This is a genomic window from Plesiomonas sp. PI-19, from assembly GCF_021368255.1.
In the GTDB taxonomy this organism is placed as follows: domain Bacteria; phylum Pseudomonadota; class Gammaproteobacteria; order Enterobacterales; family CAMTGL01; genus Plesiomonas; species Plesiomonas shigelloides.
The window spans coordinates 78,212-93,779 of the sequence record NZ_JAJNMQ010000001.1 but is presented as its reverse complement, the minus strand read 5'-3'; the positions used below and the strand labels follow the sequence as shown (position 1 = coordinate 93,779).

The window sequence follows — 15,568 nt, the reverse complement described above, 5'->3', positions numbered from 1 at the left end:
AGGAAAAGAAATGACAGCCTCAACCCTTAATACTATGGAAGCTCAGGCCAGCTATGGCATCGGTCTGCAAATTGGTCAGCAACTGGCCGAAAGCGGTCTGACCGGACTGGAGCTGGATGCCCTGACTCAGGGTCTGCGCGACTCACTGGAAGGCAATGCTCCGGCTGTTGCTGTCGATGTGGTTCACCGTGCGCTGCGTGAAATGCATGCTCGCGCAGATGAGGCGCGTCAAGCCAAGTATCAAGAAGCCGCGGCAGAAGGCGAAGCGTTCTTGGCGCAAAACGCCTCTCGCGAAGGCGTAACCTGCACTGGTAGCGGCCTGCAGTTCGAAGTGCTGCAGCAAGGCGACGGCCCAATCCCTGCGCGCACTGACCGTGTTCGTGTACATTACACCGGTAGCCTGCTGGACGGTACTGTATTTGATAGCTCGGTACAACGCGGCCAGCCAGCCGAGTTCCCAGTCAACGGCGTGATCGCCGGTTGGATTGAAGCGCTGACTCTGATGCCGGTTGGCTCTAAGTGGCGTTTGTATATCCCGCATCAGCTGGCCTACGGCGAGCGCGGTGCTGGTCACTCGATTCCGCCATGCAGCATGCTGCAGTTTGATGTAGAGCTGCTGGAGATCCTGTAAGGATCAGCAAGCGACATCGCTACGTTAAAAGCGATACTGCAAAAAAGCCGTGTGACTCACACGGCTTTTTATTGGTTTCTTTATTGGGAGTGAATTACACCACTGGCTCGACGTTTTCCGCTTTTTTCCCACGCTGGTCACTGACTTCGGTATAAGTGACCTGCTGACCTTCTTTTAGCGTGCGAAAACCGTTGCCCTGAATCGCAGAAAAGTGCACAAACACATCTTCCCCGCCAGCATTTTGAATAAACCCAAACCCTTTACTGTCATTGAACCACTTCACGGTTCCTTGCAACTTCGACATTGTCTTTCCCTATGTTCAAAACGGCATTTCTAAACGACATTTCTAAACGGAAGTGCTAAACGGTGCGTAGACTATCGTGACGCCCTACCATTCCGCAGCCACACATCGGCTGTCGGATGGGGCGCGCAAGCTTACATAGCAGCAAAGCGAAGATAGCCAAACAGAGTGTCATCCTAGCAACCTTGGTTAAAAAATACGCCGCGTCGCATCGCGTTTTACCGGTAAGTTCACTCCCCGCCGCCGAATTTGTGATCGCGTTAGATCCCCGAGCCTTGATCTTCCCCTGATTCATGCAGGCCGCACTCACGTTTCAAACCGAAAAAGCGCGTCTCTTCTTCGCTCATGCCCGGCTCCCATTTGCGCGTGGTATGAGTATCACCCACCGACAAATACCCTTGCTCCCACAGTGGATGATAGGGTAAGCCATGTTCAGTCAGATAACGGTGCACCTGCCGGTTATCCCAATCGACAATCGGCAAAAACTTAAAGCAGCCGCGCTGCACACTCAGCACCGGCAAACTGGCGCGGCTACTGGCCTGCGCGCGGCGTAAGCCAGCAAACCACGTCCCGACCTGCAATTGCTCGAGCGCGCGTTGCATCGGTTCGACTTTATTCAGTTGGTTATACTGCGCTAACCCATCCAAGCCTTGCTCCCACAAGCGGCCATAGCGCGCCTCTTGCCACGCCGGCGATAAGGGGCTGCGAAACACCTGCAAATTCAGCTGCAAGCGTTCGGTCAGGCTATCGATAAACTGGTATGTTTCGGCAAACAGATAGCCGGTGTCGGTGAGGATCACCGGAATAGTAGGCTTCTGCTGCACCAATAAGTGCAAGCTAACCGCCGCCTGAATACCAAAGCTGGAAGAAAGGACATGCGCTCCTGGCAGATGCTCAAAAGCCCACGCCACCCGCGCCGCTGCGGGTAACGCCAATAGAGCCTGATTGAGCGCCGCCAGTGCCTGTTCGCGCTCAGGCGGCGTTAAGGCCAGTAACTCAGCCAACGGCGGCACCGTCAGCTCAGTCAGGGTCGGCTGGCGCTCAGGCGACGTAGAAGATGAGTTAGACATAATGACCTGCGTCTCCTCACTCATAAAAAATTAATCATAAAAGTCACGAGCCGGATCGAGCACCGGGCGGATGATGCCTGTGCGGACAGTAAAATCGCCGAAACCTTCATCGTGCGTACGCTCAGCCGCCCAACGGGCAATCAGCGTATCCAAAATCGTTAAAATTTCGCTGTCGGTAATATTCTCGCGGTACATACGCGGAATACGGGTGCCTTCACGATTACCGCCCAGATGCAGGTTATAACGCCCCAGCGCTTTACCCACCAAGCCAATTTCGGCCAACAAGGCGCGGCCACAGCCATTCGGGCAACCGGTGACGCGCAGCACAATGCTCTCTTGCGCCACGCCGTGACGGGCCAAAATGGCTTCCACTTCACCGACCAAGCGCGGTAAGAAACGTTCGGCTTCCGCCATCGCCAATGGGCAGGTCGGGAACGAGACGCACGCCATCGCATTTTGCCGCAGCGGCGTTAAGCTATCGCTCATCAGGCCATGGCTACGCGCCAACTGCTCAATCTGCGCCTTATCGGCTTCCGCAACCCCCGCCACAATCAGGTTTTGATTGGCGGTGAGACGAAAATCACCGCGGTGAACGCGGGCAATGGCCGCCAAACCGGTTTTCAGCGGCTTTTGCGGATAATCCAAAATCCGCCCATTTTCGATATACAGCGTCAGGTGCCATTTGCCATCAATGCCTTGCACCCAACCGATGCGATCGCCGCGTCCGGTAAACGCATACTCGCGTGACGGCGCAAACTGCACCTGCGCGCGTTTTTCCACTTCGGCGCGAAAGTTATCCACTCCCACACGCTCGATGGTGTACTTGGTTTTGGCATTTTTGCGATTACTGCGGTTACCCCAATCGCGTTGGGTGGTCACCACCGCCTCGGCCACCGCCAAGGTTTGCTCGGGAGTGATAAAACCCAGATCGCTAGCTGTGCGCGCATAGGTCGATTTATCCCCAAAGGTAATGGATAAACCACCGCCGACCAGCACGTTAAAGCCCACCAACTTTCCTTGCTCGGCGATCGCCACAAAGCTCAAGTCATTGGCGTGCACGTCCACATCGTTTTGTGGCGGAATGACAACCGCAGTTTTGAATTTCCGCGGCAAATACGTTGCACCTAAAATCGGCTCAACATCCGTCGTAGCGACTTTCTCCTCATCCAGCCAGATCTCGGCATAAGCGCGAGTTTGCGGCAGCAGATGCTCGGAGATTTTACGTGCCCAATCCCACGCTTCTTGATGCAGCTGCGATTCAATCGGGTTGGAGGTGCACAGCACGTTACGGTTAACGTCATTGGCGGTTGCCAGCGCATCCAGCCCCAGCGCATGCAGCATCTGGTGCATCGGTTTGACGTTCGGCTTTAGCACGCCGTGAAACTGAAAGGTCTGGCGGTTGGTCAGTCGGATACTGCCGTACAGAGTGCTGTCGGCAGCGAAACGGTCGATCCCCAGCCACTGCTGCGGGGTAATCACGCCGCCCGGCAGACGGCAGCGCAGCATCATGGCATGACGCGGTTCGAGTTTTTGTTCAGCGCGCTCGGCGCGGATATCGCGGTCATCTTGCTGATACATGCCGTGAAAGCGGATCAGCAGGAAGTTATCGCCGTTAAAGCCACCGGTCAGGCCATCATGCAAATCGGCGGCAATGCTGCCACGCAGGAAATTACTGTCGCGCTTCATCCGCTCGGCATCGCTCAGTGGCCCATCGACCACCAGAGGGCCAGGATGCTTGCTGCTAAATTGATAGTCACTCATCAGTATACATCTCGCTGATAACGCTGCGCGGCGCGCAGTTCGTCCAGATACGCTTCACTCTGCGCGGCGTCCATGCCACCGTGCTGAGCCACTATGTCCAATAACGCTTGCTGTACATCATGCGCCATCTTGCTGGCATCGCCGCACACATACAGGTGCGCGCCTTGTTGTAACCACTGCCAGATCTCAGCGCCCTGCTCACGCAGGCGATCTTGTACATAAATTTTCTGCGCCTGATCGCGTGACCACGCCAGTGAGATGCGGCTGACGACGCCTTCTTTAACCCAACGCTGCCACTCCACCTGATACAAGAAATCTTCCGTAAAATGGGGGTTACCGAAAAAGAGCCAGTTTGGACCGCCGGCCCCCTCCGCCGCACGCTGCTGCATAAAGGCCCGAAACGGGGCTATCCCGGTACCAGGCCCTATCATGATCACCGGCGCATTCGGAGAACTGGGTAGGCGAAACTGATCATTGGGTTCGACAAACACCCGTAGGCTGTCCCCTTCTGATAAGCGCTCGCCCAGATAACCGGACGCCGCGCCCGTGCGGGTTTTATCCCCCTCCGCGTAACGCACCACGCCGACGGTCAGGTGCACCTCTTCCCCGACTTCGGCTTGCGAAGAGGCAATCGAGTACAGACGCGGCGTTAAGCGGCGCAGCAGCTCGACTAATTGCTGGGCGCTCAGCGCGGCAGGTATAGCGGCCAGCATGCTCGGCACCGAGTGACGCTGGGCATACGCTCGCAGCGCCGCTTTATCGTCGCGCAGTGCCAACAAGGTCGCATCGCCACTCAATTCGGCATAGGCGGCCACTACGGTGGGCGCATTTTGGCTCAGCTCCAGCTTTTCCCGCAGGGCATCGGCCAAGCGCAAAGGTTGTCCATCAAGGGTGACGAGTGCATCGGCAGGCAAGCCGGTCAGCTGCAAGAGCTCCGCTACCAGCGCCGGATCGTTATGTTGCCAAACACCTAAGGCATCCCCCGGCTGATAAGTCAGTCCGGTGCCAGCTAAATCCAGCTCGATATGCTGGATATCTTTGCTGGAATTACGCCCTGTGATTTTCTGCCGCGCTAGCAGCGACACCGTGCAAGGATTATCGCGCTGATAAACCGCACCGACTGCCGCCGATACTGGTGTTACCGCGCTAGACGGCGATTCGCCAGCAGCAGCGGCTAACGGCGCCAAGGCAGCTAGCACCTCTTGCTGCCAATGGCTGGCGGTAGCAGCAAAATCCACATCCGCATCCACCCTAGCAAGCAACGGCTGCGCACCTAACTCGCTTAAGCGGCGATCAAAGTCTTTGCCGGTCTGGCAAAAATGCTCGTAAGACGAATCTCCGAGCCCCAGCACCGCATAACGCAGATGCTCAAGCTTAGGCGCACGCGCCGAGAGTAAAAACTTGTGCAATCCCAACGCTTCTTCGGGCGGCTCGCCTTCACCATAGGTTGCCGCCACCACCAGCAATACCGACAGCTGTGCCAGCGTTTTGGTTTTCACGTCGCCGCTGCGCCAGTGCTCCACCTGCCAGCCTTGCGCTTGCAGCTGTTGCTGTAACTGCTCGGCCACACGGCGTGCATTGCCGGTTTGTGAGGCTGACCACAAGGTGATCAGCGGGCGAGCCGCGGCGGTCGTCACCGCGCCCTCGGCGGCCAGTGTTACAGAGGAAGATTGGCTGAGCGCCCATGTATAGCCTGACAGCCATGCCAGCTGCAGAGGAGACGCCTGCGCCAGCGTTTGTTGCAGTCGGCTTAGTTGTTCCGGAGGAAACGGCGCTCCGGTCGTCAGTAAATCCTTGGCACTCATGATCACGACATTCCTTATGAAGAGATGTCGTCAGATTACTCACTATTTAAAAGCGCGATAAAGAATCGATAGCAATGGTTAATAACCAAAAGAAATAAACGCGGAATAAGGAAAGGGAGACAAAGAACAGCGTCGAAGAAGGAGTGGGAGATACCCGTTGCCATAGGCGGAAAAAAACAGGGCGCTTGCACCAGCAAACGCCCTGTTCACGCATCGAGCGCGATGGCATCGTTAGAGATAACGGAGCCAGTCGCGACTAGGCGATAAAATTCTCGTGATCGGCGATTAGAAGCCGAAAGTCAGGCCGCCGTACCAACCGTTGGTATCCACGTCGCCCGCTTTGTTGCTTTCGTTGAAGTCCATCTTAGCCCACTGGTAACCGGCTTTCAGGTTGATAGCGCCCATGCGCATCGCCAGACCCAGCTGACCGTCGTAGCCCCAGGTGTTGTCGTAGAATGGCATGTTCAGCTCACCGGTCACCGCCAGTGGTGTGCCAGGAATGCGCAGTTCACCGGCAGAATAAGCCAGGAACATACCGTGCTCAACGTCATAACCACCAACGGTGTTGGTCTGCTTACGCCAGCCAGCACCCAGATCCACGTTGATCAGGCCGTTATCCAGCAGCTGGTAGTAGCCGATCGCGTCCAGCTTTTCTTGCTCCAGCACCATGCCATTCGAGCTGCCATCCAGATTCTGGTAGCGTACCAGCGCATTTGGCAGCAATGGAATTGGATGAACCACTTCCAGACCTACACGGTAGCCGTCAGCGCTGTTATCTTTGAAGCCGTGACCAGCGTCCAATGTGGCACCGGCGATAAATTCGGCACTACCACGAACAGCCAGAGAGTCGGCCATGGCCGGCGCGGCTACCAACATGGCAACCAGAGCTAAACTTTTTTTCATTTTACTTCCTTTACCCAACAACCAATCACCGCCACGCCAACACCCCTGTGCCGGCGTTTTTGCGGGAATCACACAAAAGTCCCCAAATTACGATTTTGGATGATGATGGCCAGCGGGTTTAACCTCGCGAGCGGTTGCCTGAATCTGAACCTGCTGACCGTTATCAAAGGTCAGGGTCAAGGGAACCTCAGTTCCTGCCGGCAACGGCTGGGTGAGCTGCAACAGCATGATATGCAAACTGCCCGGTTTGAGCATCAAGGTGCCCTTGGCCGGAATGGTAATTTGCTCCACCTTTTGCATATTCATCACCCCGTCTGGGCTGACCACCATATCGTGAAGCTCCACCTGTTTCGCAACCGGTGAGCTGACCGCAACCAGATAGCGCTCATCATCTTCCGGATTAAACAAGGTGGCAAAGGCCGCCGACATCTGCGCGCCCGGCACCGTCGCTCGAACATACGGTTCGGCAACCTGTACCTCGGCCTGCGCAAATCCAGCCGCCAGTAATAACAGCGAAATCAGTCCTGCTCGCATGATGAATTCCTTTTCCAGAATGTACGGTACGGTATTGGCGACGCATTTACCTATCGGTAGCGCTCTGTCATCGGCCAATCGTCTTCTGCCACTATTTTGTTTGGCAAATCAATGATGTTGCAAAATCAATGTTTGTCGTTCTGCATTGCTCGCTCCGTGTTTACAGAGCTACGTATGATGCCCATAGCCGCAGGGTCGCCATCATGCCATTAATGGTCAACCTCGACTAGCCGTGGCGTGCACAAAAACGGTGAAAAAACCACCGCAATCACTGCCTTAATCGATTAGCGTCGACGAAAATAGCGCTGGCTGGCCGGAGCTTTACTGCGCAGTAGCCAAACCACCACCACCGCCAGCAGTAACCACGGCAGCAGTTTCAATGCCAGCGCCAGCATGCCGCCCAGTAGCATCAACGCAAAACCGGCCAGCAACGCCAGTAACGCGCCCAGCACCGATAAACCGGTGGCCAGCAACACCACAAAAAAGCCTAAAACAAATAACAGTTCTAACATCATTGACCCCTTGCTGTACTCACAGCATCACCTGATGACCACGTGGGAAAGACAGCCTCGACGGCGTGCTTCCCATTCTCTTATCCATCTAGCTCTTATCCATCTAGGCAATCAAGTTTCATGCCAGCTAGAAGCTGGCATGTTAGTTTATCAATTCAATTAGTAATTCAATCAGTTAGCGTTATTCGCTGCGCACGGTCGCCGCTCGCGCTGCGCAATTTAACCACCTAGCGGTCAACTTGCTGCGCCATATCGTCAATTTCACCACCGCATAGCGTGTGGCAATCGCAGCTTAGCGGCGCACCATCGCCAGCGCTTGCTCCAACACAGGGATACCGGCCCCCGGCTTATGCGCATTTTCACTTAAGTGACGACGCCACTGACGCGCACCTGGAATGCCTTGGAAAATCCCCAGCATATGGCGGGTAATGTGGCCCAGATAAGTGCCTTTGCTCAGCTCGCGCTCGATGTACGGGTACATGGCCTCCACCGCGGCAATGCTGTCGGTGATCGCCGCACTCGGGTCAAACAGCTGTTGATCCACTTGCGTCAGAATGCTCGGGTTTTGGTACGCTTCGCGCCCCATCATCACGCCGTCGAGATGCTGCAGATGCTCGCGCGCCTCATCCAAGGTTTTAATACCGCCGTTAATGCCGATTTTCAGCTGCGGGAAGTCTTTTTTCAGCTGATAGACACGCGCGTAATCCAATGGCGGGATCTCACGGTTTTCTTTCGGACTCAGCCCTGACAGCCACGCTTTGCGCGCATGCACGATAAAGTTATCGCACTCGCCCGCACCAGCCACGGTCTGGATAAAGTCCACCAAAAAAGCATAGCTGTCTTGATCGTCAATCCCGATCCGAGTTTTGACCGTGACCGGAATCGAGACCTGATCGCGCATCGCTTTCACGCAATCGGCCACCAGCTGTGCATTGCCCATCAAGCAAGCACCGAACATGCCGTTTTGTACCCGATCCGATGGACAACCCACATTCAGGTTAATCTCATCGTAACCGCGTTGCTCGGCCAAACGTGCACACTGCGCCAGATCGGCCGGATTACTACCGCCCAACTGCAACACCACCGGATGCTCTTCCTCGTTATAGGCCAGATAGTCGCCCTTGCCATGAATAATGGCGCCCGTGGTGACCATCTCGGTGTACAGCTGGGTATGCTGACTCAGCTGACGATGGAAATAACGGCAATGACGATCGGTCCAATCCAGCATCGGGGCGACGCTGAAACGGCCAGCCCAATATTGAGGGTTGCCTTGCGGCTGTTCACGGTTTGACAAAGTCTGCGGCTCTCTTTCGGGTGGATAAAATAAGCGCGACAGTATAGCCCGAATTACCGCCATTGGGGAGGGAAGCACAAGGAAGTCCAGATCACGTCCCGATGTCGCGACCTAGCCGTGCTACACCCTGTCGCAGCAGGCCAGAGCACATACGGTCACAACGTGCCTAACTCCACAAAACTCACGGACTTTTCACCGCTAGCGGTCACTATTGCAGGCAGCGCCGTGCTACACTGGAAAGCGGTATCACTAGCGCAAATTGCAGATCGCAGGCATGAATCAGCAAGCCATTCAACGTTTACTTCAAAAAGCCCAGCAGTTATGTGAGCAACGCGGGGTGCGTTTAACCGCCCAGCGCCAGCAGGTGCTGCGCCTGCTCGCCGAGCAACCCGGCGCCATTACCGCTTACGATCTGCTCGACCGCCTGCGCGCCCGCGAGCCGCAAGCCAAGCCGCCGACCGTATACCGCGCACTGGATTTTCTACTGGAACAAGGCTTTGTGCACAAAGTGGAATCGGTGAATGCGTTTGTGCTGTGCAGTGGTTTTGAAGAGCATGTCCATCACAGTCAGCTGTTTATCTGCGATCAATGCGGCTCGGTGGATGAAAGTCGTGGCGGGGTGATAGAACAGGCCCTGAGCGAAGTGGCCGACAGCCTCGGATTTCAAATCAAGCACCGGATCGTCGAGGTGCATGGCACCTGTGCCCGTTGCCGCGCCCTTGGCTAACTCTCTTCGATGTCAGTTTCACCGCCCGCATATCCACCCGGCTCGGTATCACCAGACAGATAAAAAAAACCGGTCGACTGACCGGTTTTTTGCATCTTCCTTCTTGCGCTCGCTTCTTACGTTCACAAGCTAAGTGCAGACCTTAGATGCGCCACTCTTTGAAACGGTTAATCAAACCGTTGGTGGAAGAGTCGTGGCTATTGATGGCGTCTTTATCTTGCAGCTCAGGCAGGATGCGGTTCGCCAGCTGTTTACCCAGCTCTACGCCCCACTGATCGAAGCTGTAGATATTCAAAATAGCGCCTTGGGTGAAGATCTTGTGCTCATACAGTGCAATCAGCGCGCCTAAGCTATATGGCGTGATAGATCGCAGCAAGATGGAGTTGGTTGGGCGGTTACCTTCAAACACCTTGAATGGCACGATGTGCGCCACGTCCGCCGCCGATTTACCGGCCACAGCAAACTCTTCTTCCACTTCCGCAGCCGTTTTACCAAAGGCCAGCGCCTCGGTCTGGGCAAAGAAGTTAGACATCAGCTTAGCGTGGTGATCACCCAGCGGATTATGGCTCACCGCTGGCGCGATAAAGTCACACGGGATCATCTTGGTGCCTTGGTGGATCAGCTGATAGAACGCGTGCTGACCGTTGGTTCCCGGCTCACCCCAGATAATCGGGCCAGTTTGGTAATCCACCGGCTGACCGTTGCGATCCACATACTTACCGTTGGACTCCATGTTGCCCTGCTGGAAGTAAGCTGCAAAACGGTGCATGTACTGATCGTATGGCAAAATCGCTTCAGTTTCAGCGCCATAGAAATTGTTGTACCACAGGCCAATCAGCGCCAGCAGCACCGGCAGGTTGTGTGACAGCTCAGTTTCGGCGAAGTGACGGTCCATGGCGTGTGCGCCAGACAGCAGTTGCTCGAAATTATCAAAACCAATCGACAGCGCAATCGACAGACCGATCGCCGACCACAGGGAATAACGGCCGCCGACCCAATCCCAGAACTCGAACATGTTGGCGGTATCGATACCGAATGCCGCGACCGCGCTGGCATTGGTGGACAACGCAGCAAAGTGCTTGGCCACATGCGCTTGCTCATGGGCGCTTTGCAAGAACCACTCACGGGCGCTCAGGGCGTTGGTCATGGTCTCTTGCGTGGTGAAGGTCTTAGAGGCCACCAAGAACAGCGTGGTCTCGGGATCCAAACTCTTCAGCGTTTCGGCGATATGAGTGCCGTCCACGTTAGAAACAAAGTGCATGTTCAGGTGATTTTTGTACGGCTTAAGCGCCTCGGTCACCATGTAAGGGCCCAAGTCCGAACCACCGATACCGATATTCACCACATCGGTGATCGCTTTGCCGGTGTAACCGGTCCACTGACCGCTGATCACTTTGTCACAAAACGCTTTCATCTTAGCCAGTACCGCATTGACTTGCGGCATCACATCCTGACCATCGACCATGATTGGCGTGTTGCTACGGTTACGCAGCGCCACGTGCAGCACCGCCCGATCTTCGGTGCGGTTAATTTTGTCCCCACGGAACATGGCGGCAATCGCCTCTGGCAGCTTGGTCTCGTGCGCCAACGCCAACAGGTGCTGCATAGTTGATTGATTAATCAAGTTTTTTGAATAATCTAACAAAAACTGATCTTCAAATGTCGCGGAATATGCGTTAAAACGGAGGGGATCGTCAGCGAACAAATCGCGTAATGTTACATTACGCATGGATTGATAATGTTGCGTTAGTGCCTGCCACGCCGCAGTCTGAGTAGGATTAATCGAGTTCATTGTGATGCATCCATGTAGTGCTTGGTCGTTTATAACCATAGATTGGTTTAATTAAATAACAAATTCCGACGGATGACAGCTCAAATCACAGCTATGCAGCCGGGTTTGACGAAAGTTTACTACTCTGAGCGCAATCAATAACCAAGATCCCCCCAGACAGAGATTAGGATCACAGTTTTATTACTACAATTCGGTCCCGACCGCTTTGCAGCAGACAGGCGCAGGAGAAAAAAGCATGGGATCAGAAGACAGCGAGCATTTGCTGGATACCGAAATACAACTCTTTACCGGCAAAAAAACCGAAACCTTGCACGGACTGTGCAGCGCGATTTACAAAATGCCCAGCCAAGAGGCGGTTTACCTGAGCGAAACCGGCTTTCAAGGCGATGAACAAGCCGATCTGCGCCATCACGGCGGCCCTGATCGCGCCTTGCACTATTATCCGGCCGAACATTACGCCTACTGGCAAGCGTGCTACCCCGAAGTACCGCACTTCCATCCGAGTGGATTTGGCGAAAACCTCTCCGGCATCGGTCTGACTGAAGAAAACTGCCACGTTGGCGATATCTTTCGGCTCGGCGAAGCACGCGTGCAGATCAGCCAACCACGCTCACCGTGCTACAAACTGAATCTGCGCTTTGATGTGGTCGATTTGGCCTGTCAGATGCAAAAAAGTGGCCGTACCGGCTGGCTGCTGCGGGTACTGCAACCGGGTTGGGTCAAACCGGGGGATAAACTGATCCTAGAAGCCCATGGCAGCACACCGCTATCGCTGTACCACATGAACCACATCTTCTTTAATGAGCCGCTCAATCACGTCGGTTTAGTCGCGATGGCTGATTGCGCCGAACTGTCGGCCAGTTGGAAAGATAAAGTGGTGCAGCGCCTGCAAACCGGCTGGGTGGAAGATTGGAACCGCCGCTTATTCGGTCATGCCCTGTGGGCGCGGGAGCCGCACTCACCGCTCTGACGTGCTCAGCGGCACTGGGCATAAACCCTAAGCCACATGACCCGTGGCTCGTGACAACAAAAACAACACGCAGGAACAAAAACAAAAGCGCGCCCCTTGGAACTTGGGACGCGCTTTTTCTCGATATCTACGCACAGCTATCAGGAATTAGTCACCGACATACTGCATCTGCACTCGCGAGGTCAGCTTGGTCACCAGCTCATAGGTGATCACGCCGGTATGCTCGGCCACCTTTTCGCACGGTAAGCCTTCGCCCCACAGCGTGGCTTCATCGCCCACTTTGTCTTGCGAATCCGGCCCCAAGTCTACCGTCAGCATATCCATCGACACACGGCCCACTAACGGCACGATCCGGCCATTGAGCAGCACTGGGGTGCCGGTAGCCGCATCACGCGGATAGCCATCACCGTAGCCAATGGCGACCACGCCAATGCGCGTATCCCGCTCACTGATCCAGCAACCGCCGTAACCGACCGCCTCACCCGCTTTGTGCTCACGCACCGCAATCAGGCTGGATTTCAAGGTCATGGCCGGACGCAACCCATAATGAGAGGCATACGGCGTGCTAAATGGCGACACACCGTACATCACGATCCCAGGGCGTACCCAGTCGCGATGCGAGTCTGGCCACAGCAAAATGCCCCCCGATGCAGCAATCGACTGTGCACCGGGCTTACCAATGGTCAGACTGTCAAAGCAGGCCATCTGATCCAAGGTGGTGCTCACATGCGGCTCATCAGCGCGGCTAAAATGGCTCATGAAGCGCACCGGCTGCACCACATTCGGGCAGCGTGACAGGCGCAGATAGAACGCCTCAGCATGCTCTGGACGTACGCCTAAACGGTGCATGCCAGTATCGAGCTTCATCCATACCGTCACAGGACGCTCTAACTCAGATTGCTCCAGCGCTTCGAGCTGTTCAATACTGTGCACCACGGTATCGATGTTATTGGCGACCAACACCGGCAGGTCTTCGGCCGAGAAGAAACCCTCCAGCATCAAGATAGGTTTGACGATGCCACCAGAGCGCAGCGCCAGCGCTTCTTCCAGACGCGCTACCCCAAAACAGCCGGCTTGTTCTTTTACCGTATGCGCCACTTCCAGCAGGCCATGCCCGTAACCATTGGCCTTTACCACCGCAATAATGTTGCTGTTAGGAGCAAACGCTTTCACCTGCTCCAAATTATGTCGCAAAGCGCCGCGGTCAATCACTGCGGTAGCTGCTTTCATCTTGTCTAATCCTTAATACTCATCGTCATAGGCTGGGCCGGCATAGTTATCAAACCGCGACCACTGCCCTTGGAAAGCCAGACGTACAGAGCCAATCGGGCCGTTACGCTGCTTACCGATAATGATCTCGGCCACGCCTTTCAGATCACTGTTCTCGTGATAAACCTCATCACGATAAATAAACATAATCAGGTCGGCATCCTGCTCGATGGAGCCTGATTCACGCAAGTCCGAGTTCACCGGGCGCTTATCGGCCCGTTGTTCCAGACTCCGGTTCAGCTGCGACAGTGCCACCACCGGAACCTGCAACTCTTTCGCCAGCGCTTTGAGGGAGCGGGAAATTTCGGCAATTTCCAGCGTCCGGTTATCCGATAACGACGGTACCCGCATCAACTGCAAGTAGTCGACCATGATGAGGCTCAGGCCCCCGTGCTCACGGAAAATCCGCCGTGCTCGGGCGCGCAATTCGGTCGGGGTCAGACCGGAGGAGTCATCGATATACATGTTGCGCTTTTCCAGCAGCAGCCCCATGGTGCTAGAGATCCGCGCCCAATCCTCGTCATCGAGCTGGCCGGTACGGATCCGGGTTTGATCCACCCGCGACAATGACGCCAACATACGCATCATGATCTGTTCGGCAGGCATCTCCAGACTGAAAATCAGTACCGGTTTTTCCTGCATCATGGCCGCGTTTTCACACAAGTTCATCGCAAAGGTGGTTTTACCCATCGATGGACGCGCCGCCACGATAATCAAGTCTGACGACTGCAAACCGGCGGTCTTCTTATCCAGATCGGTAAAGCCGGTCGATACTCCTGTCACCCCGTCATGCGGGCGCTGATACAGCTGCTCGATACGGGATACGGTGTCTTCCAAGATTTGCTCGATGCTCTTCGGGCCATCATCTTTACTGGCACGGTTTTCGGCAATCTGGAACACTTTGGACTCAGCCAGATCGAGCAGATCTTCGCTGTTACGCCCCTGCGGATCGTAACCGGCATCGGCAATTTCGTGCGCTACCGCAATCATCTCACGCACAATCGCGCGCTCACGCACGATATCGGCATACGCGCCAATGTTGGCCGCACTCGGGGTGTTTTTCGACAGCTCCGCCAAATAGGCAAAGCCGCCCACATCTTCCAGCGAGCCTTGTAACTCTAACGATTCCGATAAGGTGATCAAATCGATAGGTCGGCTGCTCTCCAGCAAACGCTGCATCTGCTCGAAGATCAAACGATGGGGTTTGCTGTAAAAGTCCCGTGCGACCACGCGCTCGGCAACGTTATCCCACCGTTCGTTATCCAGCATCAATCCGCCCAGCACTGACTGCTCGGCTTCGAGGGAATGAGGTGGCAACTTGATGCCGTCAACCTGTGTATCTTTACGCGAGGGTTTTATTTGTTTGACCGCCATAGACGTTCGCTGTATCTGAGAGCGCCAGCCGCTGGCTGACAAAAATAGACTGAGCCTGCGAGTATAACGCGCGGACGCAGGATAGAAAATCCGTAATTAATGACGGATTGCAGACAAAGAAAAACGCCGGCATAAGCCGGCGTCTTCTTTAAACGAGGGAGCGAAACAATTAAGCTTCAGCTTCTACGTTTACAACTACAGTAGCGAATACTTCGCCGTGCAGTTGGAAGCGGATTTCGTGCTCACCAGTGGTACGCAGGGCACCATTGTCCAGACGAACTTCGCTCTTGCAAACTTCAACGCCTGCTGCGGTTACGGCATCAGCGATATCGCGAGTACCGATAGAACCGAACAGTTTGCCACCGTCACCAGCTTTAGAAACGATGGTTACGCGAGCCAGGTTGGTCAGAGCTTCAGCGCGTGCAGATGCAGCAACCAGAGTCTCAGCCAGTTTGGCTTCCAGTTCAGCGCGACGGGCTTCGAAGAACTCGATGTTCTTCTTAGTTGCCATCACTGCTTTACCCTGAGGCACCAGGTAGTTACGAGCGTAACCAGCCTTTACGTTTACCTTGTCACCAAGGCTGCCCAGGTTTGCAATTTTATCAAGCAGAATAACTTCCATTAC

The 15,568-nt window shown here is 55.1% G+C and carries 15 protein-coding genes; 3 read left to right on the top strand and 12 right to left on the bottom strand.

Going from position 1 to position 15,568, the window contains the following annotated elements; all coding sequences use genetic code 11:
• The first annotated feature begins 10 nt into the window (after positions 1-10).
• Positions 11-631 carry an FKBP-type peptidyl-prolyl cis-trans isomerase gene (locus LQ901_RS00470; protein WP_010864744.1) on the top strand — a complete coding sequence of 207 codons (621 nt, stop codon included), beginning with the start codon at positions 11-13 and terminating at the stop codon, positions 629-631.
• Between the two features lie 94 nt (positions 632-725).
• On the opposite strand, the gene LQ901_RS00465 is transcribed toward LQ901_RS00470, so the two are convergent.
• From LQ901_RS00465 to dusA, 8 genes are all read right to left on the bottom strand, one after another.
• Positions 726-935 (bottom strand): cold-shock protein, encoded by a 210-nt coding sequence (locus LQ901_RS00465; RefSeq protein WP_010864745.1) that lies wholly within the window; start codon positions 933-935, stop codon positions 726-728.
• Positions 936-1,192: 257 nt separating this feature from the next.
• A complete protein-coding gene (locus LQ901_RS00460; protein ID WP_370635671.1) occupies positions 1,193-1,936 on the bottom strand; it encodes a phosphoadenylyl-sulfate reductase in 744 nt (247 codons plus the stop codon).
• Positions 1,937-2,032: 96 nt separating this feature from the next.
• The gene (gene cysI / locus LQ901_RS00455; protein WP_152135758.1) at positions 2,033-3,763 is read right to left on the bottom strand and encodes an assimilatory sulfite reductase (NADPH) hemoprotein subunit; all 1,731 of its coding nucleotides are present in this window, start codon (positions 3,761-3,763) and stop codon (positions 2,033-2,035) included.
• A complete protein-coding gene (cysJ, locus tag LQ901_RS00450) occupies positions 3,763-5,568 on the bottom strand; it encodes an NADPH-dependent assimilatory sulfite reductase flavoprotein subunit (protein WP_152135759.1) in 1,806 nt (601 codons plus the stop codon). The genes cysI and cysJ overlap by 1 nt, the downstream gene beginning before the upstream one ends.
• Before the next feature lie 285 nt (positions 5,569-5,853).
• Positions 5,854-6,471 (bottom strand): TIGR04219 family outer membrane beta-barrel protein, encoded by a 618-nt coding sequence (locus LQ901_RS00445; protein ID WP_010864749.1) that lies wholly within the window; start codon positions 6,469-6,471, stop codon positions 5,854-5,856.
• An 87-nt stretch (positions 6,472-6,558) separates the two neighbouring features.
• A complete protein-coding gene (locus tag LQ901_RS00440; protein WP_233671900.1) occupies positions 6,559-7,005 on the bottom strand; it encodes a copper chaperone PCu(A)C in 447 nt (148 codons plus the stop codon).
• A 284-nt stretch (positions 7,006-7,289) separates the two neighbouring features.
• Positions 7,290-7,517 carry an envelope stress response protein PspG gene (gene pspG / locus LQ901_RS00435; protein ID WP_010864751.1) on the bottom strand — a complete coding sequence of 76 codons (228 nt, stop codon included), beginning with the start codon at positions 7,515-7,517 and terminating at the stop codon, positions 7,290-7,292.
• Between the two features lie 292 nt (positions 7,518-7,809).
• Complete coding sequence (dusA, locus tag LQ901_RS00430; protein ID WP_081632904.1) at positions 7,810-8,874, bottom strand: tRNA dihydrouridine(20/20a) synthase DusA; 1,065 nt, start codon at positions 8,872-8,874, stop codon at positions 7,810-7,812.
• A 211-nt stretch (positions 8,875-9,085) separates the two neighbouring features.
• On the opposite strand from dusA, the gene zur reads away from it, so the two are divergent.
• A complete protein-coding gene (zur, locus tag LQ901_RS00425) occupies positions 9,086-9,538 on the top strand; it encodes a zinc uptake transcriptional repressor Zur (protein ID WP_010864753.1) in 453 nt (150 codons plus the stop codon).
• Between the two features lie 142 nt (positions 9,539-9,680).
• Here zur and pgi read toward each other — a convergent pair whose 3' ends face one another.
• Complete coding sequence (gene pgi / locus LQ901_RS00420) at positions 9,681-11,330, bottom strand: glucose-6-phosphate isomerase (RefSeq protein WP_010864754.1); 1,650 nt, start codon at positions 11,328-11,330, stop codon at positions 9,681-9,683.
• Positions 11,331-11,565: 235 nt separating this feature from the next.
• On the opposite strand from pgi, the gene LQ901_RS00415 reads away from it, so the two are divergent.
• Positions 11,566-12,300, top strand: coding sequence for an MOSC domain-containing protein (locus LQ901_RS00415; RefSeq protein WP_152136866.1), 735 nt, complete (start codon positions 11,566-11,568; stop codon positions 12,298-12,300).
• A gap of 147 nt (positions 12,301-12,447) precedes the next feature.
• Here LQ901_RS00415 and alr read toward each other — a convergent pair whose 3' ends face one another.
• The 3 genes from alr to rplI all read right to left on the bottom strand — a co-directional run bounded on the left by alr (position 12,448) and on the right by rplI (position 15,565).
• The gene (gene alr / locus LQ901_RS00410) at positions 12,448-13,530 is read right to left on the bottom strand and encodes an alanine racemase (protein ID WP_152136865.1); all 1,083 of its coding nucleotides are present in this window, start codon (positions 13,528-13,530) and stop codon (positions 12,448-12,450) included.
• A gap of 12 nt (positions 13,531-13,542) precedes the next feature.
• Complete coding sequence (dnaB, locus tag LQ901_RS00405; RefSeq protein WP_010864757.1) at positions 13,543-14,943, bottom strand: replicative DNA helicase; 1,401 nt, start codon at positions 14,941-14,943, stop codon at positions 13,543-13,545.
• 169 nt (positions 14,944-15,112) lie between these two features.
• On the bottom strand, positions 15,113-15,565 hold the full coding sequence (rplI, locus tag LQ901_RS00400) for a 50S ribosomal protein L9 (protein WP_010864758.1): 453 nt from the start codon (positions 15,563-15,565) through the stop codon (positions 15,113-15,115).
• Between the last annotated feature and the right edge of the window lie 3 nt (positions 15,566-15,568).